This window comes from Stetteria hydrogenophila (assembly GCF_054657575.1).
The window spans coordinates 401383-424607 of the sequence record NZ_BAAHYL010000002.1 but is presented as its reverse complement, the minus strand read 5'-3'; the positions used below and the strand labels follow the sequence as shown (position 1 = coordinate 424607).

The 23225-nt window shown below is 60.1% G+C and carries 20 protein-coding genes and 4 tRNA genes; 18 read left to right on the top strand and 6 right to left on the bottom strand.

Going from position 1 to position 23225, the window contains the following annotated elements:
- Positions 1 to 67: 67 nt before the first annotated feature.
- The gene (locus ACYQ3J_RS05650) at positions 68 to 835 is read right to left on the bottom strand and encodes a metallophosphoesterase (RefSeq protein WP_460125684.1); all 768 of its coding nucleotides are present in this window, start codon (positions 833 to 835) and stop codon (positions 68 to 70) included.
- 87 nt (positions 836 to 922) lie between these two features.
- A tRNA-Lys gene (locus ACYQ3J_RS05645) sits at positions 923 to 1038 on the bottom strand.
- Between the two features lie 247 nt (positions 1039 to 1285).
- Here ACYQ3J_RS05645 and ACYQ3J_RS05640 point away from each other — a divergent pair.
- From ACYQ3J_RS05640 to ACYQ3J_RS05610, 7 genes are read left to right on the top strand one after another with little or no spacing between them, the layout of a single operon-like run.
- Positions 1286 to 1537 carry a DNA-directed RNA polymerase subunit H gene (locus ACYQ3J_RS05640; RefSeq protein WP_460126254.1) on the top strand — a complete coding sequence of 84 codons (252 nt, stop codon included), beginning with the start codon at positions 1286 to 1288 and terminating at the stop codon, positions 1535 to 1537.
- 22 nt (positions 1538 to 1559) lie between these two features.
- Entirely contained in the window at positions 1560 to 5123 is a 3564-nt protein-coding gene (locus tag ACYQ3J_RS05635; protein ID WP_460125682.1) for a DNA-directed RNA polymerase subunit B, read from the top strand.
- Between the two features lie 59 nt (positions 5124 to 5182).
- Positions 5183 to 7873: a DNA-directed RNA polymerase subunit A' gene (gene rpoA1, locus ACYQ3J_RS05630; RefSeq protein WP_460126252.1), complete on the top strand. Its 2691-nt coding sequence runs from the start codon at positions 5183 to 5185 to the stop codon at positions 7871 to 7873.
- 4 nt (positions 7874 to 7877) lie between these two features.
- Positions 7878 to 9125 carry a DNA-directed RNA polymerase subunit A'' gene (gene rpoA2, locus ACYQ3J_RS05625; protein WP_460125680.1) on the top strand — a complete coding sequence of 416 codons (1248 nt, stop codon included), beginning with the start codon at positions 7878 to 7880 and terminating at the stop codon, positions 9123 to 9125.
- Positions 9122 to 9445 carry a 50S ribosomal protein L30e gene (locus ACYQ3J_RS05620; protein WP_460125678.1) on the top strand — a complete coding sequence of 108 codons (324 nt, stop codon included), beginning with the start codon at positions 9122 to 9124 and terminating at the stop codon, positions 9443 to 9445. Before rpoA2 ends, ACYQ3J_RS05620 begins: the two co-directional genes overlap by 4 nt.
- 28 nt (positions 9446 to 9473) lie before the next feature.
- Positions 9474 to 9905, top strand: a complete 432-nt coding sequence (locus ACYQ3J_RS05615) for a NusA-like transcription termination signal-binding factor (RefSeq protein ID WP_460125676.1) — start codon at positions 9474 to 9476, stop codon at positions 9903 to 9905.
- Between the two features lie 57 nt (positions 9906 to 9962).
- The gene (locus ACYQ3J_RS05610; protein WP_460125674.1) at positions 9963 to 10406 is read left to right on the top strand and encodes a 30S ribosomal protein S12; all 444 of its coding nucleotides are present in this window, start codon (positions 9963 to 9965) and stop codon (positions 10404 to 10406) included.
- Between the two features lie 18 nt (positions 10407 to 10424).
- On the opposite strand, the gene ACYQ3J_RS05605 is transcribed toward ACYQ3J_RS05610, so the two are convergent.
- Complete coding sequence (locus ACYQ3J_RS05605) at positions 10425 to 10877, bottom strand: bifunctional nuclease family protein (RefSeq protein ID WP_460125672.1); 453 nt, start codon at positions 10875 to 10877, stop codon at positions 10425 to 10427.
- 152 nt (positions 10878 to 11029) lie between these two features.
- On the opposite strand from ACYQ3J_RS05605, the gene ACYQ3J_RS05600 reads away from it, so the two are divergent.
- The 4 genes from ACYQ3J_RS05600 (at position 11030) to ACYQ3J_RS05585 (ending at position 13980) form a co-directional block, all read left to right on the top strand.
- A complete protein-coding gene (locus ACYQ3J_RS05600) occupies positions 11030 to 11644 on the top strand; it encodes a 30S ribosomal protein S7 (protein WP_460125670.1) in 615 nt (204 codons plus the stop codon).
- A gap of 104 nt (positions 11645 to 11748) precedes the next feature.
- The gene (gene tuf, locus ACYQ3J_RS05595; RefSeq protein WP_460125668.1) at positions 11749 to 13062 is read left to right on the top strand and encodes a translation elongation factor EF-1 subunit alpha; all 1314 of its coding nucleotides are present in this window, start codon (positions 11749 to 11751) and stop codon (positions 13060 to 13062) included.
- A 336-nt stretch (positions 13063 to 13398) separates the two neighbouring features.
- The gene (rpsJ, locus tag ACYQ3J_RS05590; protein WP_460126250.1) at positions 13399 to 13725 is read left to right on the top strand and encodes a 30S ribosomal protein S10; all 327 of its coding nucleotides are present in this window, start codon (positions 13399 to 13401) and stop codon (positions 13723 to 13725) included.
- Positions 13726 to 13891: 166 nt separating this feature from the next.
- Positions 13892 to 13980 (top strand) — tRNA-Ser (locus ACYQ3J_RS05585).
- Between the two features lie 10 nt (positions 13981 to 13990).
- Here the strand turns inward: ACYQ3J_RS05585 and ACYQ3J_RS05580 are convergent.
- The gene (locus ACYQ3J_RS05580; protein WP_460125666.1) at positions 13991 to 14671 is read right to left on the bottom strand and encodes an MBL fold metallo-hydrolase; all 681 of its coding nucleotides are present in this window, start codon (positions 14669 to 14671) and stop codon (positions 13991 to 13993) included.
- Between the two features lie 81 nt (positions 14672 to 14752).
- Between ACYQ3J_RS05580 and ACYQ3J_RS05575 the strand changes: the two genes are divergently transcribed.
- The 4 genes from ACYQ3J_RS05575 (at position 14753) to ACYQ3J_RS05560 (ending at position 18915) form a co-directional block, all read left to right on the top strand.
- On the top strand, positions 14753 to 16012 hold the full coding sequence (locus ACYQ3J_RS05575; RefSeq protein WP_460125664.1) for a phosphoglycerate kinase: 1260 nt from the start codon (positions 14753 to 14755) through the stop codon (positions 16010 to 16012).
- A 3-nt stretch (positions 16013 to 16015) separates the two neighbouring features.
- A complete protein-coding gene (locus tag ACYQ3J_RS05570) occupies positions 16016 to 17041 on the top strand; it encodes a type II glyceraldehyde-3-phosphate dehydrogenase (protein WP_460125662.1) in 1026 nt (341 codons plus the stop codon).
- Between the two features lie 119 nt (positions 17042 to 17160).
- A complete protein-coding gene (locus ACYQ3J_RS05565) occupies positions 17161 to 18390 on the top strand; it encodes an aminotransferase-like domain-containing protein (protein WP_460125660.1) in 1230 nt (409 codons plus the stop codon).
- A 123-nt stretch (positions 18391 to 18513) separates the two neighbouring features.
- Complete coding sequence (locus ACYQ3J_RS05560) at positions 18514 to 18915, top strand: hypothetical protein (RefSeq protein WP_460125658.1); 402 nt, start codon at positions 18514 to 18516, stop codon at positions 18913 to 18915.
- On the opposite strand, the gene ACYQ3J_RS05555 is transcribed toward ACYQ3J_RS05560, so the two are convergent.
- Positions 18875 to 19246 carry a helix-turn-helix domain-containing protein gene (locus ACYQ3J_RS05555; protein WP_460125656.1) on the bottom strand — a complete coding sequence of 124 codons (372 nt, stop codon included), beginning with the start codon at positions 19244 to 19246 and terminating at the stop codon, positions 18875 to 18877. The two genes, ACYQ3J_RS05560 and ACYQ3J_RS05555, sit on opposite strands and share 41 nt — an antisense overlap.
- A gap of 186 nt (positions 19247 to 19432) precedes the next feature.
- Here ACYQ3J_RS05555 and ACYQ3J_RS05550 point away from each other — a divergent pair.
- Positions 19433 to 19545, top strand: a tRNA-Thr gene (locus tag ACYQ3J_RS05550).
- Positions 19546 to 19759: 214 nt separating this feature from the next.
- Here ACYQ3J_RS05550 and ACYQ3J_RS05545 read toward each other — a convergent pair.
- A tRNA-Glu gene (locus ACYQ3J_RS05545) sits at positions 19760 to 19837 on the bottom strand.
- A 394-nt stretch (positions 19838 to 20231) separates the two neighbouring features.
- Between ACYQ3J_RS05545 and ACYQ3J_RS05540 the strand changes: the two genes are divergently transcribed.
- Positions 20232 to 21869 carry an N-6 DNA methylase gene (locus tag ACYQ3J_RS05540; RefSeq protein ID WP_460125654.1) on the top strand — a complete coding sequence of 546 codons (1638 nt, stop codon included), beginning with the start codon at positions 20232 to 20234 and terminating at the stop codon, positions 21867 to 21869.
- Positions 21835 to 23178, top strand: coding sequence for a restriction endonuclease subunit S (locus ACYQ3J_RS05535; protein WP_460125652.1), 1344 nt, complete (start codon positions 21835 to 21837; stop codon positions 23176 to 23178). The genes ACYQ3J_RS05540 and ACYQ3J_RS05535 overlap by 35 nt, the downstream gene beginning before the upstream one ends.
- Positions 23179 to 23225 lie beyond the last annotated feature (47 nt).

Sequence of the window (23225 nt, the reverse complement as noted above, 5' to 3'; positions counted from 1 at the left end):
TGAGCGCCGACGGCCCACAGCCCGTGCTGGCCTCGGGGTTTCTTTACTTGCAGCCATCCCGTGAGCCTTAGAATGGGGGCGCGGCCAGCGAGCCTAGGACCTCCCTGAGCCTGGCGAGCTTGTGTGTGCCGGCCTCCTTGTCGACTATCCACACTATGGCCTCCTCGATCAAAGCCCGCTCCTTTATGATGGGGGAGAGGTACTGCGTCCTGCTGAGCGTGACCGGGTTGCCTGTCTGGTAGACGCCCAGCGCTGGGAGGACTACTGCTGTGGACCCGTCCTCCAGGGGGGCCTCCAGCAGTGCCGGGAGCTTCACCCTCGCCCCCGCCACGTCGACCTGGAGCGCCGGGTGCTCGTGGCCTATTACGAGGACCTCGAAGTCAACGTCAACCTTCTTGTGGCCGTGGGCGAGCACAACCCCCCCGCCCAGGTCGAGGTAGTCCTCGACTACTTCGACGCCCAGCTTTTTCAGGAGCGGGGCTATGAAGGTGTCATGGTTGCCCCTGACGAGGACCAGCTCGACGCCGAGCTCCTCAGCCAGCCTGGCCAGCTTGACCGTCTCAATCCTCTCCTGGCTCAGGAGCTTCTCGTAGGCGTGCTTCAAGTCACCGTTCACGACCACCCTCTTAGCGTCGACCACCCGCAGGGCCTTCCTGATCGACTCAGCGGCCTCCTTCAACTGGAGCCTGGGCAGGTAGACGCCGAGCCCCGCCATGTACTCCTCGTAGCCTAGGTGCACGTCGGAGACTATGAGCGTCCTGCTCCTGCTATGGTAGACGGCCGGCAGGCCGTCCAGGAGGAGGAGGCCCTTCCCCACAGTCAGCTCTACCGGCATTAGCTGGCACCACGCACGCGCCCAAGCAGCTTCGGGGGCCTGCAGGGTTGAAGTAGTTTTGAACTAGGAGCCCCTGAGGAGGCGTAGTGGCGGGCCCGCCGGGATTTGAACCCGGGACTTCCGCCGGGCGGCCAGGTGGCTCTCGAGACCGCGCCGCCTACGGGTTAAAAGCCCGCCGCTCTACCTGGCTAAGCTACGGGCCCGCCCCTTGGGGCCCCTTCTCGCCGCGACCACTACGGGGGCCTAAAAACTTAATAGCATACCCCCACTACTTCTGGCCTTGGAGATGTACGCTGTAGCGGGCGAAGAAGCTGGTGAAGGCCGCGCGCCTGAGACGTGGGGGTCGGGCTAGTAGCACTAAGCGTGCCCACTCCTAACTCTATATTTAAACCCTGCCTGAGCCCCCCCTCATGGAAGGCTGGAGGGGGAGTGCCGGCTTTGCCCAAGCGCATGAGCAGGGTTCCTAAGAAGATACTTCAACATGAACTCGTACCCGAGCATAGGATACTGAGCCTCGAGGAGGCTGCCCACCTCATACGTAGCTTGGGCGTGCGCCCAGAGCAGCTCCCACGTATCAGCATTAATGACCCTGTCGCGCGCCTCCTGGGAGCCAAGCCCGGCGACATAATCGAGATCAGGAGGAAGTCCCCAACGGCCGGCGAGGCCGTTTATTACAGGATAGTGGTGACCTACGAGGCGTAGCTCCTCCGGGGAGGGAGCCGCTATGTCTGACGGTAAAGATGCTAGCCAGGGTAACAGGTCCTCTTCCTTCGACTACCGTAGCAGGGAGTACGTGGAGACATTGAAGAAAGTGTTCAAGGCTTACATTAGCGAGAGGGGCCTCGCGAGGCAGCACATAGACTCCTACAACGCCTTCGTGGAGGAGAGGCTTAAGAGGATCATTGAGTCGATTGGGGAGATTAGGGTAACGGTTATCCCCCAGAAGAGGGGTATACCCGAGCTCTTCTACGGCCTGCCCCGCGAGGTTAGGGTTAGGTTCGAGGACGTCAGGATAGGGAGGCCGATGACTAAGGAGAAGGATGAGATGGTTAGGGAGATAACCCCCCTGGAGGCCAGGCTTAGGAACCTCTCCTACACCGCCCCCCTCGAGGTTAAGGTGACCTATGAGGATGAGAATGGCTCGGAGAGCCGGTGGGTGAAGCTTGCCGACTTCCCGGTCATGGTCCGCAGCTCGATTGACCCGCTCTCGAAGATGAGTAGGGAGGAGCTGCTGGCTATAGGCGAGGACCCGGAGGATCCCGGGGGGTACTTCATTATTAACGGGAGCGAGAAGGTCGTCGTCATCCAGGAGGACCTGGCGGTTAACAGGATCATTGTTGGGACTCCGAGGCAGGGGACTAAGGCGACTCACACTGCTAAAGTGGTCTCCACGAGGCTCGGTATCAGGAGGCAGGTGATCGTCGACCTCTCAACCGACGGCACGCTCGAGGTTAGGACTGCCAGGCTCGCCTCGAGGGTCCCCTTCGTCATATTGATGCGTGCGCTAGGCTTCGAGCGTGACCAGGACATTATCCTGGCGGTCTCCGCGGACCCGGACGTTCAGAAGGAGCTGTGGCCCAGCCTGATGAAGGTCGCCACGATAGCCAGGACGAGGGAGGACGCCCTGGACTACATCGGTAACAGGGTTGCGAGCGGGCAGCCGAGGGAGATCAGGATCAAGAGGGCCGAGGAGTTCCTGGACAGGGAGTTCCTGCCCCACCTGGGATCCCGGCCGGAGGACAGGGTTAAGAAGGCCCTCTTCCTGGCCGAGATGGCTAACAGGGTCATCCAGTTCGCCCTGGGCAAGAGGGAGGAGGACGACAAGGACCACTACTCTAACAAGAGGCTGAGGCTGGCCGGCGACCTGATCGCGGAGCTCTTCAGGAACGCCCTGGAGGCGGTTGTTAGGAACTTCAGGCAGAAGCTCGAGGAGAGCCTGGCCCAGAGGAGGAAGGTGAACCCGTTCCTCCTCATCAGGAGCGACATTATATCCGACAGGCTCAGGAGCGCGCTCGCCACGGGCAACTGGGGCCAGGACAGGACGGGCGTGAGCCAGCAGCTTGACAGGACGAACTGGGTGAGCCTGCTCAGCCACCTCAGGAGGGTTGTGTCTCCCCTCAGCAAGGGCCAGGCCCACTTCGAGGCCAGGGACCTCCACGGCACCCACTGGGGCAGGCTCTGCCCCTTCGAGACCCCTGAGGGCGTTAACTGTGGCCTCGTGAAGAACCTCGCCCTCCTGGCCTACATAAGCGTGGGCGTCGACGAGTCGGAGGTTGAGAGGATCCTCGTCGAGGAGCTGGGAGTTAGGAGGATAGAGGACCTCCTCAAGGAGGCCAGGGAGACGGGCAGGGTACCGGAGATCATGGTTACCGGCGCCAAGGTCTTCATCAACGGCAGGCCGCTTGGCTTCCACCCCGACGGGGCCGAGCTCGCGAGGAGGATTAGGGAGCTGAGGAGGCAGGGCAAGATAAGCCACGAGGTCAGCGTGGCCCACATCGTCACCGAGTACCTCAACGAGGTCTACGTTAACACCGACGAGGGCAGGGTGATGAGGCCCGTCATCATAGTCGAGAACGGGAAGCCCAAGCTGACCCCGGAGCACGCCAGGATGCTTGAGGAGGGCAAGATAACCTTCATGGACCTGGTTAAGATGGGCGTTATCGAGTTCCTGGACCCGGACGAGGAGGAGAACGCCTACATCGCCCCGACGCCCGACAAGCTGACGCCGGAGCACACTCACCTCGAGCTCTGGCCGCCCGGGATCCTGGGCGTGGCCGCTAGCACGATACCGTACCTGGAGCACAACCAGAGCCCGAGGAACACCTACCAGAGCGCCATGGCCAAGCAGGGCCTCGGCCTCTACGCCCTGAACTACCAGTTCAGGATGGACAGCCACTCCTACCTCCTCCACTACCCCCAGAAGCCCCTAGTCCAGACGCTCGGCCTCGAGATCACAGGCTACAACAACAGGCCGTCGGGCCAGAACATGGTCGTAGCCATAATGTCGTTCACCGGCTACAACATCGAGGACGCTATCATATTCAACAGGTTCTCCGCTGACAGGGGGCTCGCGAGGGCGACGTTCTTCAGGGTCTACACTGCGACTGAGTCCATCTACCCCGGCGCGATCTCGGATAAGATAATGGTGCCCCCGCCGGGCCTCCAGGACCACAAGGGCGAGCAGTACTACACCAAGCTAGCCCCCGACGGCATAGTCGACCCAGAGGTCGAGGTCACGGGTGGAGACGTGCTCGTCGGCAGGGTGAGCCCGCCGAGGTTCCTCGGGGGAGAGTCCAGGATAATGCCCCAGTCATCCTACGCCTTCAGGAGGGACACCAGCGTGCAGCTTAGGTACGGAGAGAAGGGCGTGGTGGACAGCGTCATACTAACGCAGACCAGGGCGAAGCAGTTGATAGTCAAGGTCAGGGTGAGGGACCTCAGGATCCCCGAGATAGGGGACAAGTTCGCGAGCAGGCACGGGCAGAAGGGAGTCATTGGAATGATCTTCCCCGCCTACGACATGCCCTACACTGAGGAGGGCATCACCCCCGACGTTATACTGAACCCGCACGCCATACCGTCCAGGATGACCATTGGGCAGCTCCTCGAGGCTATCGCGGGCAAGCTGGCGGCGCTCGAGGCGAGGTTCGTCGACGGCACCCCGTTCTTCAAGGAGGACGTGAACAAGATAAGGCTCAGCCTCCTGAAGCACGGCTACGACCCCAACGCGAGGGAGGTCATGTACGACGGCAGGACCGGGGAGATAATAGAGAAGCCCATCACCATTGGCATCGTGTTCTACCAGAGGCTCTACCACATGGTTGCCGACAAGATACACGCGAGGGCCACGGGTAAGGTTCAGCTCCTCACGAGGCAGCCCACCGAGGGCAGGGCGGTGCAGGGCGGCCTGAGGTTCGGCGAGATGGAGAGGGACTGCCTCGTCGGCCACGGCAGCTCGATGCTCCTCAGGGACCGCATGCTGGAGAACAGCGACGCCTACATAATGTACGTCTGCAGGAAGTGCGGCCACATAGCGTGGTTCAACGCCAGGGCGGGCGCGTTCGAGTGCCCCTACCACGGCTTCGAGGGGGACGTGGTCCCGGTGAAGGTGCCCTACGCCTTCAAGCTGCTACTCCAGGAGATAACCAGCATGGTGATTAAGCCCGAGGTTAAGGTAGCAGATAAGATAAGCCTCCTGCGGAAGAGGACAGGCCAACCGCCGGCCCGGCTGGCGGCGAAGCGCCCCTCCAGCAGCGACTCGGACGGGTCGGGTAAGAGTGGCGAGTGAAGGCTTGGGGGGTGGTTGAGGTGGCGGTTACCCGGGGGGCTGAGCCCCGCAGGTTTGAGGTGCCCCGCTTCACTTCGAGGCCACAGTACTACACCGAGGAGCCCTACGTGGTTGACGCCATCCACTTCGGCGTACTGTCTCCGAGCGAGATCAGGAAGATAGCTAAGGTGACGCTTGTAACCTACACCCTCTACGACGCCGACGGCTCCCCGGTGCCCGGGGGGCCTAGGGATCCCCACTTCGGCGCCGTGGAGCCTGGAGAGGTGTGCCCCGTCTGCGGGAACACGAGGAACGACTGCCCCGGCCACTTCGGCAAGATAGAGCTGGCCAGGCCGGTGATCCACCCGCACTACAGCGTCTACATCAAGGACGTCCTCCAGACCACGTGCAGGGCGTGCGGCAGGCTCAGGATCCCGACGGAGAGGCTCCGCTACCTCAAGTCGGTCCACGACAGGCTGAAGGCTAGGTGGCCCGAGCTGGCCCGCGCCCTCGAGGCTCAGATCAAGGAGGAGGCCGCCAAGCGCATGGAGTGCCCGCACTGCGGCGCCAGGCAGTTCAAGATAAGGTTCGTGAAGCCCCTCTACTTCTACGAGGAGAGGCCGGAGGGCGAGATACTCCTAACCCCAACCGAGATCAGGGGTAGGCTCGAGAACACCATCGACGAGGACCTCGAGCTCCTGGGCTTCGACCCCAAGAGGGCCAGGCCCGAGTGGATGGTCCTCACCGTGCTCCCGGTGCCGCCCCTGGCGGTGAGGCCCTCAATCACGCTGGAGACCGCTATGAGGTCTGAGGACGACCTCACCCACGCCCTGATCGACATCGTGAAGAGGAACGAGAAGCTGAAGAGGGAGATCCAATCCAACTCCCCCGAGTCTGTTATAGAGTCGTACTGGTTCCTCCTCCAGTACAGCGTCGCCGCCTACATAGACAACGAGTTGAACATCCCATTCGTGCTGACGCAGAGGAGGAAGAGGCCGCTGAAGACGCTGGCGATGAGGCTTAGGGGTAAGGAGGGCAGGTTCAGGGGCAACCTCTCGGGTAAGAGGGTCAACTACTCCGCTAGGACCGTCATCTCCCCCGATCCCATGATCAGCATTAACGAGGTCGGGGTCCCGGTTGAGGTAGCGAAGATGCTAACCGTCCCAGTGGTCGTGACGCCCTACAACATCGACGAGCTCCGGCGCTACGTGATGAACGGGCCCGAGAAGTGGCCTGGAGCCACGCACGTGTTCAAGAAGAGGCAGAACGTCAAGATTGACTTGAAGTATCAGAGGGACTTGAGGGCGGTGGCGGAGAGCCTGGAGCCGGGCGACATTGTTGAGAGGCACCTGATGAATGGTGACATCGTGCTGTTCAACAGGCAGCCAAGCCTGCACAGGATGTCCATCATGGGCCACATAGTCAGGGTGATGCCCGGCAAGACCTTTAGGCTTAACCTACTCGTGTGCCCGCCCTACAACGCAGACTTCGACGGTGACGAGATGAACCTCCACGTGCCCAGGCTGGAGGAGGCGAGGGCAGAGGCGAGGGAGCTGCTGCTGGTGGAGAAGCACATACTCACCCCCAGGTACGGCGGCCCCATCATCGGCGGCAGGCAGGACTACATAAGTGGGGGCTACCTGCTCACGGTGAAGACTGCGCTCTTCACGAAGGAGGAGGTGCAGAGGCTCCTGGCGATAACCAGCTACGAGGGCGAGTTCCCCGAGCCGGCGATACTGAAGCCCAAGCCACTCTGGACCGGGAAGCAGCTCGTCTCACTCTTCCTCCCGGACGACCTCGTCTACAAGGGCAAGTCCAAGATTAACGCAGGCGCCCTCGCCTGCGACGGCCCCGAGTGCTTCCACGACTCCTTCATAGTCATTAGGAGGGGCAGGCTGCTTGAGGGGGTCTTCGACAAGAACGCTATTGGAGCCGAGCAGCCGCTGAACGTCATCCACTACATAACCAGGATCTACGGCCACTCCAAGGCCAGGGAGATACTTGACACGATGTACAAGATGTTCATTAGGATGCTCGAGCTCAGGGGGTTGACGATCGCCTACTCAGACGTAGAGGTGAGCCCCGAGGCCAGGAAGAAGCTCGCCGGGCTAGTCGAGGAGTACAGGAAGAAGGTGGAGGAGCTAATCCAGGCCTACAGGGAGGGCAGGCTTGAGCCTATGCCGGGCCGCACGGTTGAGGAGACCCTCGAGATCAGGATAATCGAGGTGCTCAACAAGCTCAGGGACGAGGCGGGCAAGGTGGCGGTCTCGGACCTCGACCCGTTCAACGACGCATTCATCATGGCCAGGACAGGCGCTAGGGGCAGCGACTTGAACATCGCCCAGATGGCCGCGATGCTTGGCCAGCAGACGGTTAGGGGTAAGAGGATCCACAGGGGCTTCAGGGGCAGGCCGCTGCCCCACTTCAAGCCCGGCGACCTGGGACCCGAGGCGAGGGGCTTCATTAAGGGCAACTTCAGGGACGGACTCGACCCGACGGAGACTTTCATGCACGCCGCGGCGGGCAGGGAGGGCCTGGTTGACACAGCTGTCAGGACCTCGGAGAGCGGCTACATGCAGAGGAGGCTCATCAACGCGCTCATAGACCTCTACGTGGACTACGACGGCACGGTTAAGGACGCGTACGGTAATATAATCCAGTTCAAGTATGGAGAGGACGGTGCGGACCCGATGCTGACCTACCACGATAAAGCGATCGACGTGGACATGCTCATCGAGAGGGCTAAGATAATAGAGGAGAAGAGGGGGTGACCGGGTGGTGGCGTCTAGGCTGGAGGAGGCCCTGAGGAGGGCCCGGGAGGTCCTGCCGCCAGCATACTACAAGGAGCTAGTGGAGAAGCTCGAGGCTAGCGGGCTGAGCGAGGAGGCCAAGCTTTGGGTGGTGGAGGAGGCTATCAGGGACTACGTCAGGGGGCTGGTGCAGCCCGGCGAGGCCGTTGGCACCGTGGCGGCGCAGTCCATAGGCGAGCCTGGAACGCAGATGACCCTGAGGACTTTCCACTACGCTGGAGTCCTCGAGTTCAACGTCACGCTGGGCCTGCCCAGGCTTATTGAGATAGTCGACGCCAGGAAGGAGCCTTCCACCCCGATCATGAGGGTCTACGTGTCGCCCGAGCTGTGGTTCGACGAGGAGAAGGTTAAGGCTATAGCGAGGAAGCTCGAGTACACCACGATCGAGAACGTGATCAAGGAGATAGAGTACGAGCTCGGCGACAACCTCTTCGTTATAAGGCTCGACCCCGACATGCTCGCCGATAAGGGCGTCACCATAGACATGGTGGTGGGCGCGCTGAAGAAGGCCAAGCTTGGCGACATCGAGGTTGACGAGGCTAACCACGCAATCTACCTCGCCGTCTCGGAGAAGCACCTGAGGCCCGCGGACTACGGTAACCCAGCTGCTTACAGGGCGCTCGAGAGCAAGATTAGGAAGCTCTACCTCAAGGGTGTGAAGGGCATACGCAGGGCAGCCATCCAGGTCGAGGACGTCGAGGTCAACGGCGAGGTCAGGAAGGCTTACAAGCTCATAATAACCGATGGGACGAACCTCAGGGAGGCCCTGAAGATTAAGGGCGTCGACCACACCAAGACGGTTTCTAACAACATACACGAGATCGCCGAGGTCCTCGGCATCGAGGCGGCTAGGAACGCTATCATCAACGAGATGAAGGAGGTGCTGGAGGAGAGCGGCCTGGACGTCGGCATCAGGCACCTGATGCTGGTCGCCGACATAATGACGTGGACCGGGAAGGTCAGGCAGGTCGGCAGGCTCGGGGTCATAGGGGATAAGAGGAGCGTGCTCGCGAGGGCGGCGTTCGAGATCACCACTAAGAACCTCTTCGACGCCGCGGCTAGAGGGGAAGTCGAGGAGTTCAGGGGCGTGACAGAAACCGTTATAGCCGGTCTAGTCCCCCCAATCGGGACAGGCTTAGTAATGGTTGGCGCGCCCGCGAGGCCAGCCGCTGCAGCGAGGAGTGGAGACGAAGGGAGGGGTGGAGAGGAGTGAGCCTATCCGTGGAGAGGGAGCTGAAGAACCTCATCAAGACGGGCAAGTACTACCTGGGCTCCCGTAGGACGATCAAGGCCGTGCTCAGGGGCGAGGCTAAGATGGTCATCGTGGCGGAGAACGCTCCCCCGGAGTACAGGGAGCGCGTCCTCTACTACGCGAAGCTGGCGGGGATCCCGGTCTACATATACCCGGGCACGAGCGTCGACCTCGGCATGGCCTGCGGTAAACCCTTCAAAATATCGATGATAGCCGTTATAGATGAAGGGAGCTCAAGGATACTCGAGCTAGCAACTGCCAGCGGGCAAGGCCAGGGTTAGGCGTGGCCCGGCAGGGGTGTCTACCGGGTTGTCCCAGGGCGGAAAGATAACCGTAGAGGAGATGCGGTACATATCAATCATCCAGGACCTTACCGGGGCACTCGTGTACCGCTGCCTGGACAGGGGGGACGGTCAGATAATCTGCGTCGTTAAGAAGGGTGACGCCGGGAAGGTTATAGGGAGGAGGGGTTCAACCATCAGGATGCTCCGGGAGCTCCTAAAGAAGGACATCGACGTAGTCGAGTACAGCGAGGACCTCGTTGAAATGGTGAAGAACCTGTTCCCCAACGTTAAAATAAAGAACGTGAAGGTCGTAAAACGCAACGACTCAACAATAGTTGTGATCCACGTGCCCGAGGAGGACAAGGGCCGGGCCATCGGCCGCGGGGGCAGGGTCATAAACAGGGCCCGCCTAGTGCTGAGGGAGTTATTCGACGTATCCAAGGTAATAGTCAAGTAGCGGCTTAACTCTTAAACCCTGCAGGCGACCCGCCCCGGGGAGCGTGGGGGTCTAGGAGTGGCCGGGAAGAAAGCGCCTGCGGGCATGTTCGCCGCCAGGAAGCTTAGGAGGAAGAGGCTCAAGTTCAGGTGGAGCCAGAGAGAGTTCAGGATCAAGATGCTAGGGTTGAAGAAGAAGTACGACCCACTCGAGGGCGCCCCCATGGCTCGCGGCATTGTACTCGAGAAGGTTGGAGTCGAGGCCAGGCAGCCGAACTCCGCGCTGAGGAAGTGCGTTAGGGTGCAGCTCGTCAAGAATAAGAAGGTTGTGACGGCGTTCGTCCCCAGGGACGGCGGTATAGAGTACATTGACGAGCACGACGAGGTCATCATTGAGGGTATCGGGGGGCCTAGGGGCAGGTCTATGGGCGACCTCCCCGGGGTAAGGTACCGAGTCGTCATGGTCAACGGCGTCTCGCTGAAGGCGCTCTGGGAGGGCAAGCGTCAAAAGCCCAGGAGGTAGCCTCCCTGCCCTCGGTACCTACTCCTCCTCTCCCTCCCCCATGGAGTCTAGTTCTACAAGCCTCTCATCCACGTATATCGGGGCGTCGGATAGGACGGCTAGGAAGACCGCGTGGCTGGGTATCATCTTAATGCTAGTCCTGAACCCGTCATCCTCGAACTCCGCTGTGGCGGTGTAGAGCCCGGTGCTTTTGTCTATCTCGTTTATCACAACCCTCCTCAGGTTCCTGGCCAGTGCCTCCTTGAAGGGCTCGTAGTTCGCCAGGAAGTCGAAGACGCTCTTCCTCGCCGGGTAGTCCCTCTCCCCCCTCAGGGCCTCGAGGGTTAGGGCTACGTCCAGCGGGATATTGTACATGGTGAAGGCTCTCCCATCCTCGAGGTAGAGCTCCATGCCTATGATTACGCCCATCGACCCGGCTTGGGCTGCGAACACTCTAACGTCGTCTACCCTTAGAAGCCTCCCCTCGGGCATGAATGCTGACCCCCCAAGATTCTCGCGGAGAGCGCGGGGAGGGGAGAGTTAAAATAAGCCTGGAATGTTGGCGACCCCAGTGGGCGGGAAGGCGCTATAAGTTAAGAGGCCCCGGCAAGCCGTTGGGGGCAGGGTGAGGCGGTGAGGTAGCAGTGGCCGAGCAGCAGGAGCCCACGCTTCCGGAGGGCATAGAGGTAAGGGCGGACTCGATCAGGCTGTTCGGCAAGTGGAGCTGGGTTGGCGTCGAGATTCGGGATCCCAGCCTGAAGCGCTACATATCCCTGAAGCCGGTCTGGCTCCCACACACCGGCGGGAGGCACGAGCACAGGAGGTTCGGCAAGGCTGAGGTCCCGATCGTGGAGAGGCTCATGAATAAGCTGATGAGGCCCGGGAGGAATGGCGGGAAGAAGCACCTAGCCTACAATATAGTCAAGACGGCCTTCGACATCATATACCTGGAGACGGGGGAGAACCCCATCCAGGTCCTGGTGAGGGCGATAGAGAACGCCGCCCCCAGGGAGGAGACGACGAGGATCATGTACGGCGGCATAACGTACAGGGTCTCCGTCGACGTGGCCCCCCAGAGGCGCGTGGACCTGGCCCTCAGGTTCCTCACGGAGGGCGCTAGGCTCTGCGCGTTCAACAACCCGAAGCCGATAGAGGAGTGCCTGGCGGAGGAGATCATACTCGCGGCCCGGGGCGACCCACAGAGCTACGCTATAAGGCAGAAGGAGGAGATCGAGAGGATAGCCCTCAGCTCAAGGTAGCCCCCCGGTTATTCTGCCCCATTATAAGGGGTTTATTTATAGGGCTATCCTTTTTAAGGCGAAGCCGTCAGACACCCACCCGGCTAGCTGGGAGGGGGATAGAGATGCCGGAGAAGCCTCACTTGAACCTGGTGGTGATAGGGCACGTAGACCACGGTAAGAGCACCCTGGTAGGCCACCTGCTCTACAGGCTCGGCCTGGTGGACGAGAAGAAGCTGAAGGAGCTGGAGGAGCAGGCGAAGGCTAAGGGTAAGGAGAGCTTCAAGTTCGCGTGGATACTGGACAGGATGAAAGAGGAGCGTGAGAGGGGCGTCACGATAGACCTCTCATTCATGAAGTTCGAGACGAAGAAGTACGTGTTCACGGTAATCGACGCCCCAGGCCACAGGGACTTCGTGAAGAACATGATCACCGGCGCCAGCCAGGCCGACGCCGCCATACTCGTCGTCTCGGCGAGGAAGGGTGAGTTCGAGGCTGGCATGAGCCCTGAGGGCCAGACTAGGGAGCACCTACTACTAGCCAAGACCATGGGCATCGACCAGATCATAGTTGCGGTTAACAAGATGGACGCCACGGAGACCCCGTGGGACCAGAAGAGGTACGAGCAGGTAGTGGCTGTCTTGAAGAAGTTCATGAAGGGCCTCGGCTACAACGTTGACAAGATACCGTTCATCCCCGTAAGCGCCTGGCTCGGCGACAACCTGATAGAGAGGAGCCCCAACATGCCCTGGTACAACGGGCCCACGCTGATCGAGGCCCTGGACAGCCTGGAGCCGCCGAAGAAGCCTGTCGACAAGCCTCTCAGGATACCCATACAGAACGTCTACACCATACCCGGCGTCGGCACCGTCCCCGTGGGCAGAGTCGAGACTGGAGTCCTCAAGGTTGGCGACAAGGTAGTGATCATGCCCCCGGGCGTCGTCGGCGAGGTCAGGAGCATCCAGATGCACTACCAGGACCTGCAGAAGGCTGAGCCCGGCGACAACATCGGCTTCAACCTTAGGGGCGTGAGCGCCAAGGACATTAGGAGGGGCGACGTCGCCGGCCACCTAGACAACCCACCCACCGTGGCGGAGGAGTTCACCGCCAGGGTCTTCGTGATCTGGCACCCGAGCGCCATCGCGCCCGGCTACACGCCCGTGATCCACGCCCACACCGCCAGCGTGAGCTCCAGGATGACCGAGATAGTGGCGAAGCTCGACCCCAGGACCGGTAAGGTGATCGAGGAGAAGCCCGCGTTCCTAAAGCCCGGCGACGTCGCCATAGTGAAGTTCAAGCCCATAAAGCCCATGGTAATCGAGAAGTTCAGCGACTTCCCGCCGCTCGGCAGGTTCGCCATGAGGGACATGAACAAGACCGTCGGCATCGGCATCGTGACCGACGTCAAGCCGGCCAAGGTCGAGATAAAGGCCAAGTAGCCCCTATTACCTCGACCAGGAGGCTTGTAAGCAGCCCGTTTTTACCCTCACCCACCTTTTATACACACCCACCTCTCCACCGCCCCTATACCGGGTAACGCTTAGCTCCCTCTCCGCGGCGTTCGCGGGCCCCCCGGGCCTCCCCCGGCTGGTGCTTGCACGCACCGGCGCCCCGCCGGCTCTCCCGGAGGGATCCCGGCGCTCGGCGCGCGGGGCGGTGTGGGTGGCCATCCCCCTGGACGCTCTTAATGGAGTGGAGCGCTAGGGGGAAGGCTAGCAGTGGCGAAAAAATAAAAGCAGCAAATGCTGGGGCTAGCCAGAAGGGTGGCTGGAGGCGTGGCGTTGAAGCTCAGGATATGGCTCTGGAGCACCGACGTGGAGAAGCTGGAGAGCGTGGTCAAACAGATCAGGGAGATAGCCGAGAAGACGGGAGTCCCCATGAGGGGACCTGTGCCCCTACCCACGAAGAGGCTCCGCGTCCCGATATTCAGGCTGCCCCACGGAGAGGGCTCGAAGGTCTGGGAGCACTGGGAGATGAGGATACACAAGCGCCTCATCGACATAGAGGTGGATGAGCGGGTCCTGAGGAAGCTCATGAGGATAAGGGTCCCCGACAAGGTCTACATCGAGATAAAGCAGTTGAGGCCGAGCACGGCCAAGTAGAAGAGAAGCCGAGCACGCCCTCCTTAACACCCAGCCGCTACCCCTAGAGCCCCAGGGGCCCCGTTGAGGGATTGAGCGCTGAGCCTCCCTAGGCTTCGAGCCCGTTCTGCAGTGCAGTGGTTTCTTTAAGAGCCGCACCCGAGCCACTCATCCCTGGGCTGCGGGCGCCGGGGTGCCCGAGCGGCCTAAGGGGACGGGCTTGAGACCCGTTGCCCCGAGAGGGGCGCGTGGGTTCGAATCCCACCCCCGGCGCCACCCTGGGTGGCTACTCCTCGTCCTCCTCCCTCCCCCAGAGCGGCTTGGGGGGTTTGGGTATGATTACGTGCGTCTTCTCGGGTAGGCTCTGCCTGGTCACCTCTAGCCAGCTCGAGTCTAGGCGCTCCCTCGGCGCCTTTATCACGTTGAGGAACCTCTCGAGCGGGTCTAGGGGGAGTATGACTCCCTCGACCCAGTAGTGCATGGGGATTGCTATCCGCGGCTTCAGCTTCTGTATGACCTCCCAGGCCTCGTTTGCGTCGATTGTGTAGACGCCCCCCACTGGCACGAGCAGCACGTCGATCTCTCCCAGTGGCTTCAACGCCTCGTCGGGGGGTACGTGGCCTATGTCGGATAAGTGGAGGATCCTGACTCCATCCACTTCCACGAGGTAGGCTACAACCGAGCCCCTTAGCCTCCCCGAGGCCTTGTCGTGGTAGAACTTGAACCCCGTGATGCGGGGGTTCCTGGAGACCTCGCCGGTCCTCCACTTGACCACCCTCGACTTCGGACCCGCGGCGACCTCCACAGCGTTGTGGTCGAAGTGGTTATGACTCACCAGCACTACGTCGGCCTCGTACCTGCAGGTCTCCACTCCAACGCTTCCACCGTCGTGGGGGTCTATGGCTATGGATCCCCCCGAGTGCTCTATTATGAAGTACGAGTGGCCGCACCACGTAATCCTAACCATCCCGGGCCTACACCTCCCGGGGTAGCTTTACTTAGCTCGGGACATAGTATCTTTATTTGAACCCTCCACACTCTATAATCGGTGAGCGCGGTGGTAGTCAGACTCCTCGGGCTGGAGGTGCCCACGCTAGACGACGTTCCCTGCACGGGGAGGCTCCTGGTTAGGCTGGACCTAAACTCGCCCATAGTCGACGGCAAGATAGTTAATGACTCCAAGTTCAGGGCTCACCTGCCAACGCTGCGCGAGCTGCTGGACCGCGGCGCGGGCCTCGTGCTCCTGAGCCACCAGGGCAGGCCGGGGCAGAGCGACTTCACGAGCCTCGAGGCCCACGCCGTCCTGCTCTCGGAGCTGCTCGGGGAGCCAGTTGACTTCGTCCCAGACACCATAGGCCCAGCCGCGCTCGAGCGCGTCAGGAAGGTTAAGCCGGGCGAGGTCGTGATGCTGGATAACACCAGGATATACTCGGAGGACTACGTGGAGGCGGAGCCGGAGGCCCACGCTAATAGCATACTCGTCAAGCGCCTCTACCCCTTCTTCGACTTCTACGTGAACGACGCCTTCCCGGTAGCCCACCGAAGCCAGGCGAGCGTCGTAGGCTTCCCCCTCAGGCTGCCCAGCGCCGCAGGGAGGCTCATGGAGAGCGAGCTTAGGGGGGCCAGCAAGGCCCTCGAGGCCGAGCGGAGGCCGAGGGTCTTCGTCCTCGGGGGCTCGAAGCTGAAGGACATAGTTAGGGTTATAGAGAAGCTCCACAAGAGGGGGCTGGCGGATGAGATACTGACGACGGGGCTCGTCGCGCTCCTCTTCATAGCGGCTAAGGGCGGGGACGTCGGTGAGGCGGCTGTCCTGCTGGAGAAGAAGGGTGGAGCGCAGCTGCTTGAGAAGGCGCGGTGCCTCCTCGAGGACGGGGCGCCGGTGAGGGTTCCAAGCGACTTCCTGGTCGAGAAGAACGGCGAGGTCCAAGTCATGAGCGCGGGGAGGCTGGAGGGATCCCCGAAGGACATAGGGCCGGAGACGGTCGAGGAGTACTCGAGCATCATCAAGTCCGCTGGCATGGTGGTGATGAAGGGCCCCGCGGGCGTGGTGGAGGATGAGAGGTTCAGGAGGGGGACCCTGAAGCTGGTCGAGGCCGCGCTCCGGTCGAACGCCTACACCGTCTTCGGCGGCGGCCACTTCAACCTGATCCTCTCGCTCCTGCCCCGCGAGCTCCGCGAGCGGGCTGGCCACGTGAGCGTCGCGGGCGGCGCCCTACTCTACATGCTAGCCGGCGACACCCTGCCAGGCGTCGTCGCCCTCCATAAATCCCTGCAGATCTTCAGGGAGAAAATCCAGGGGGGGTGCTAGCCCGTGGTCCGGGTGGGTGTGAACGGCTACGGGACGATAGGGAAGCGCGTGGCTGACGCCATCCTGAAGCAGGACGACATGGAGCTGGTCGGCGTCGTCAAGACTAGGCCGGACTACTCCGCCCTCCAGGCGGTGAGGAGGGGGATAAGGATCTACGCCCCCGACGCCGAGTCCGCCAGGAAGCTCGAGGCTGGAGGCGTACCCGTCGCGGGCACCATCCACGACCTCCTAGGCCAGGTGGACGTCATCATCGACGCCACGCCCGGAGGCGTTGGGGCCAAGTACAAGCCCCTCTACGAGGAGGCCGGGGTTAAGGCGATATTCCAGGGGGGCGAGGAGGCCGACGTGGCGGAGGCGTCGTTTAGCTCGCTCTGCAACTACGAGCAGGCCGTCGGCAAGAGGAGCCTGAGGGTTGTATCCTGCAACACCACGGGCCTCCTCAGGCTCATATGCACCCTCAACAAAGCCATCGGGGTGAAGTCGGTCAGGGCCACCCTCGTCAGGCGCGCCGCCGACCCGAGGGAGACCAAGAGGGGCCCCGTTAACTCGATAAACATCAGCCCCGTCAAGCTCCCAAGCCACCACGGCGAGGACGTTAAAACGGTGCTCCCAGGGCTCGACATAGTAACGGCTGCCGTAGTCGTGCCCACGACGCTGATGCACGTGCACCTAGTCAACTTGAGGCTCGCGAGGCCCGCGTCGCTGGACGAGGTGCTGGAGGCCCTCCAGTCCACGAGGAGGATCATGCTGGTCGACTCGGGCCGCACCGGGATCAAGAGCACGGCCGAGCTCATCGAGGCCGCACGGGACGCCGGCAGGCCCCGCAACGACATACCCGAGCTCGCGGTCTTCAAGGACTCGATAACGATCAACGGCGACGAGCTCATACTCTTCCAGGCGGTGCACCAGGAGTCGATAGTCATACCCGAGAACATCGACGCCGTCAGGGCGATCATGAACATGGCGAGCCGCGAGGAGAGCATTAGGAAGACCGACGAGTCACTAGGCCTCGGCACCCCGCTCTGGTAGCACGCCCCGGCCCCTGCTGTGGGATCCTCCATTTGATACGCTGAGTGTTTGACTAAACCTGTTAGTAGTAAACTTTATTAGAGGGGCCTCTGCTTCGCGTGGTCGAAGGGGTATAAGCCGTGCCTTCAACTCCAATCACCCCATCCAGGAGAGTCGGCAGCGCCGCGTCCTCCAGTGACATCAGGGAGATTCTCAAGCTCACCGAGGGGCGGAGCATCATAAGCTTCGCTGGCGGGCTGCCGGACCCGGCGACTTTCCCGAAGGAGGAGCTTGCGGAGATAGCGCGCGAGGTGATAGAGGAGCACGGGGAGAGCGCGCTGCAGTACTCCCCGGCCCCCGGAGTCACCCCCTTCAGGGAGGCTCTAGCAGGGTTCCTCAACAGCCACGGGGTCAGGGTGGCGGAGGAGGATGAAATAGTAGTAACCACCGGCAGCCAGGAGGCGCTCTACCTCGCCGCGTTCACCCTGGTCGATGAGGGGGACGTTGTATTCGTGGAGTCGCCGACGTACCTGGCCGCCCTGAACGTCTTCAAACTCTTCAGGCCCAGGCTCGTCGCGGTCCCCATCGACGAGGAGGGGATGAGGACCGACGTGCTCGAGGAGAAGGCTAAGAGGCTGGCCTCCGAGGGCTACAGGCTGAAGATGATCTACACCATACCAACCTGCCAGAACCCGAGCGGAACCACGATGAGCCGCGAGAGGCGCAAGCACCTGCTGGAGGTCGCAGAGAAGTACAACCTGGTCGTCTTGGAGGATGACCCCTACAGCTTCTTCAGCTTCGAGCCCGTCGACGCCGAGCACCTGAAGACGATGGACCGCAGCGGCAGGGTCATCTACCTCGGGACGTTCAGCAAGATCCTGAGCCCCGGCCTGAGGATAGGCTACGCGGTGGGCCCCGAGAGCCTTGTGTCCCACCTAGTGCAGGTCAGGCAGCTCGTCGACCTCCACAGCTCCACGCTGAGCCAGTACATCGCCATGGAGGCCATCAGGAGGGGGGTCGTGGACAGGACGGTCGAGAGGGCCAGGAGGATCTACAGGGAGAAGAGGGACGCCATGCTCGAGGCGATGGAGGAGTACTTCCCCGAGGGAAGCCGGTGGACGAGGCCCGCCGGGGGCCTCTTCATATTCGCCTACGCCCCGGCCGGCGTCGACACCAGGGCGATGCTGCCGGAGGCCGTCAAGAGGGGGGTAGCCTACGTCCCCGGCTCCAGCTTCTTCGTCGACGGAGGCGGCGCGAACACTATGAGGCTCAACTTCAGCTACCCCAGCGTGGAGCAGATAAGGGAGGGCATCAAGAGGCTCGGGAGACTCCTCTCCGAGAAGGCAGGCCAGAGCAGGCCTGGAGCTTAAAGGGGCCAAGCCCACGCGGGCCCCCTCCCGGGATCCCTCGCAGGCGTCCCGGGAGCCGCCCCCGGGGGAGGCTACGCCTATAGGGGCCCGACGCCGGCTATCCTTCTCTGAGGATAGGTGGCGATGCCCAAGCCTAGGAGGCCCCCGTTCGCCACGGGCTCGGTGGTGGAGTCCTACGACTTCCTCTATGCTTACTGGGAGGAGGCTAGGGAGTCCGGGGACGAGGCGGCGGTTGAGGAGTCGATGCTCTCCAGGGAGGATTTCGACAGCCTCCAGAGGCTGGTGGAGGAGGGGGTGTACTCGCTGGAGGAGCTGCTCTCAACCCTCACCGAGAGGTTCAAGGCCAGGGTGAAGCCTGAGCTGGCAGCCCGCGCCCTGGGGAGGCTCGGCTTGAGTGTCGGCGGCGAGGAGGCAGCGCACCTGGTTGCGAGGCAGCTCGCCGCGTGGCTAGTCGAGGCCGGGGAGCACTGGGGGATCCTGAGGCTTAGGAGGCCCTGGGAGCCTGGCGGGCGGCGGCGCGGCTGAGCTCGGCTAGCACGCCCTCTATCTCCGAGCGCTCCAGGAGCCCCCTGGACGCCGCCCACGCGATGAAGCTCCTGAGCCCCCCGGCCAGGTACTCGAGGATCATGAGCGCCACCTCCCTAGCCTCCTCCCGGTCCAGGGCGTCGAGGAGCCTCGCCAAGCCGGCCTCGCTCGGGGACATCCTCCCACTCATATACTTACTCACGGCGGCCGGGCTCACGCCCATGATCCTAGCCAGCTCCCTGTAAGTCCTCCTCCTAGCAGCCACCCTGAGAACGGCCAGCCTCCCACTCCTCCCCAGCATCTCAACGAACTCCACGCCGCCCGACGCCACGCCTAGACACCCTTGAGAGGCCTTCCCAAGGCTAACGCCTAAGCTTCAACACGGTAATTTGAGGGGGTCACGCGCCCCCACGCCCGGCACGGATTCGCTTAGATCAAGTGAAGGAGGCCCGTGAGAGCCCGCTTAGAATAAAACCCGCTACAACCCCCCATACAGGCCGGAGCAGAGGCTAGAGGCGCCGCCGTAGCTCAGCGGTAGAGCGCCGGCCTCGTACCGGCCCTCAATGGGGCCCGGATCCGGGGTCGAGGGAGAGCCGGTGGTCGCGGGTTCGAATCCCGCCGGCGGCTCCACCACCCCTCAACCCATCCAAGCCCACCGAAACCCGCATCCTCCACGCGACAAGCCAAAGCTGGACGCGCAGGGGCCGCCATGCAAGCAAGAAGGCGCAGCGCAGGGCCACCCCGGGATTCCACTCATTCCATAGAGGTTAGGAGCGAGTACTACCCGCCTCTAGGCGGGAGGCCCAGCAACCCGGGATCCCGCGCCGAGGCTTCATGGGGGGAGTGGTGCCGCGGCCGGGATTTGAACCCGGGTCACGGGCTCGAAAGGCCCGCATACTGGGCCGGGCTATACTACCGCGGCACCCAGGGCTGGGTTCCCACCAGAGCCCCGGGGCTCCCGGGTAAGATACTTATAGTTTGGGCTCTCCCCTTATAAAGGCCCAGCGCCGTTGGACGAAGGTAGCCCTTCGACCCCTCTTGCCCGGCTATGGCGCTAGCGAAGGCTTCCCTGGAGAGGGGGCGCGCCTCGAATGCGTAGCGGAGGCTAGCCACGGTTTAGGGCGGGTTAGCGGTGCCCGGCAGGGCACGCTTGGCTTGAGCGGGGTCCCACGGGATCCCTAAGGCTTTGATGCGTGGAGAATTGCGTTGGGAAGCTAGGCTAGGTACTTGGTGAAAGCTAGAAATACCAGGAGAAGATAGGTATATAGGGGAGGGAGTTAGGTAGAGAGCCTAATCGACTCGAGTGGTGCTTACACTTGGGTGCGCCGAGGAGGAGGGCTGCCGGCCTGGAGAACTGGCTCGCCGCTACTCCAAGGGGGAGGGGGGTTACTAGGGATAGGCTTTTCCGCTCGCTCAAGGAGGCGGCTGACCTGATACGTGGAGGCGTGGATTACAAGGTTTTGCTGGTGTTCCTGTTCTACAAGGCTGTAAGCGATAAGTGGATGGATCTGGTGAAGAGGAACCTGGAGGAGGGGTTTGCCCAGACGCCTGAGCAGGCATACTTCCTAGCTAATAGGGAGTACTTGGCGCTCTACGATGAGGATGAGCAGAAGCTCCTGACATGGCACGAGGTCACCAGGGAGAGGGACACGGTAAGGGAGATGGCGAACGCGCTGATTAGGATAGCTAAGCTGAACCCCCACATCGGGGAGCTGTCGAAGCTGGTGGAGGTCCTAGGCCTCACCGGGTTCATTAATGAGGACAACATGCATATACTGGAGGGCATAATACGCATATTCAACGAGCTAGACTTCACCGATGTCGACTACGACGTCCTGGGGGAGGCGTACCAGTGGGTACTATCATACTTCGCCCCGCAGAAGGCCAAGGAGGGCGAGGTCTACACGCCGAGGGAAGTTATCAAGCTGCTCGTCAGGCTCCTAGACATAGAGAATGGGAGCGTAGTAATAGACCCGGCCGCGGGCTCGGGCGCTATGCTCATAGAGTCGTACAAGTACGTTCTAAGCAAGATACTGAAGAATGGGGGAGAACCCTCAGACGTCGACATGAGGCTCTACGGCCAGGAGAGGAACGAGGTCACCGCCATATTGGCGAAGCTCAACCTCATAGTGAACAATATCATCGGCAACACGGAGGCAAGCATAGAAGCCGAAATATACATTGGAGACAGCCTCGTAAACCCCAGGTTCGAGGAGGAAAAAGACCACCTAGAACGCGCTCCTGTATACACCCTGTCAAACCCTCCATGGAACCAAGACGGCTACGGGGAGGAAACACTCTCCAAAGACCCACGGCTACGCAGAATATACAGGTACGGCTACCCGCCCAGGAAGCAGGCGGACTGGGCGTGGATCCAGCTACTACTACACTACGCCACGAGAAAGGCTGGGGTGGTGATTGATAACGGGGCACTCTTCAGGGGAGGAGCTGAGGGGAGGATAAGAGCGAAGATAGTGGCGGAGGACCTAGTAGAGGCAGTAATCCTCCTACCAGAGAAGCTCTTCTACAACACGCAAGCCCCAGGAGCAATCATAATATTCAACAAGAACAAACCCCCAGAGCGAAGGCGCAAAGTCCTATTCATAAACGCGTCACAAGAATACGAGAAACACCCTGAAGTAAGGAGGCTAAACAGGCTCGGAGAGAAAAACATCGAGAAAATAGTTAAAGCCTACAGGGAGTTCAAGAGCATCGAAGGATTCTCGAGAGCCGTAAGCCTAGAAGAGATAGCCAAAAACAATTACAACCTGAACGTAACACTCTACGTCTCCCCAATAGAGGAAGAAGAGGAGATCGATATAAGCAGAGAATTCAGTGAACTAAAGAAGCTCGAGGAAGAGAGAAAGAAAGTAGAAGAGAAAATAGAAGAGTACGTCAAGGGAATAATTGAGGCTCTAGGTGGCTGGGATCATGATGTTCTACAAGGAAACTAACTTCAAAGACACAGAAATCGGGAAGATACCAGAGGATTGGAAGGTTGTTAAGATCAGTAGCCTCTTCGATATGTACAAGGGGACAACACCCTCTACAAAGATAAAAGAGTATTGGAATGGTGAGATACCATTCGTAACACCTACTGATATAACAAAAATAGCTAATCAAAACAAAATATATCTTGAATCCACTGAAAAATATATTACGAAAAAGGGTTTAGAGTCAAAAGGGCTTAAATTAATTCCTGAGAACTCACTACTCTTTACATCAAGAGCAACAATTGGATACGTAGCAATAAACAAAATCAAAGTAGCAATAAATCAAGGAGTAATAGCATTAGTACCTCGAGGCGATATTGAAATTGCCTTCTTTTACTATCTTTTCCAGCAAATGAAAGACGTATTTAAAAAATTAGCGGGAGGAAGCACCTACAAAGAAATTTCTATGTCTACCCTAGGTGATGTAAAAATTCCACTTCCACCTCTTCCAGAGCAGAAGATAATCGCTGAAATACTATCAACAATTGATAAAGCGATAGAGAAAAATAGTGAAATTATAGTAAAGACTGAAAGACTGAAGAAGGGTTTAATGCAGGCGCTTTTAACTGGGAGAGTTAGAGTTAAAGTTAAGAGCGGAAAAATTAGCTTCTATAAAGAAACTAATTTCAAGAATACTGAAATTGGGAGAATTCCGGAGGATTGGAAGGTTGTAAGGCTGAAGGATGTTGCAGAAATAAGGAAGAACAAAGTTAGAGTTAGTAAAGGCCTTAGAGAGGTAGCTTTTATTCCTATGGAACTCATTCCGAATTCTGAAATCTTTGTAAAGTATGAGATTCGAAACATTAACAGCATCAGTAGCGCAACATACTGTGAGGCGAATGATTTGCTTTTGGCTAAAATAACACCTTCCTTTGAGAATGGGAAGCAGGGAATTGTTCCAAAAAAGGTACCAAATGGATTTGCTTTTGCGACAACTGAAGTTTATCCTATAGTTTGCAAGAAAATTGACAACCTATTTCTCTTTTACATCTTAAAACTTAAAAGATTTAGGAAAATACTTGAATTTTCTATGAGAGGCACTACAGGAAGGAAGAGAGTTCCAAAAGAAGCGCTTGAAAACTTACGCATTCCACTTCCACCTCTTTCAGAGCAACAGATAATTGGTGAGATCCTTTCAACTTTGGATAGGAAGCTTGAACTTGAGAGGATGAAGAAGGAGAGGCTTGAAAGGATAAAGAGGGGTTTGATGGGTGTTTTGCTTACTGGGAAGGTTAGGGTTAAGGTTGTGGGTGTAGGGGGTGGGAGTTGAGGGGAACTGTTCGGAATGTGTTGGGGCTTGGCTTGTGGGCTGTGTGG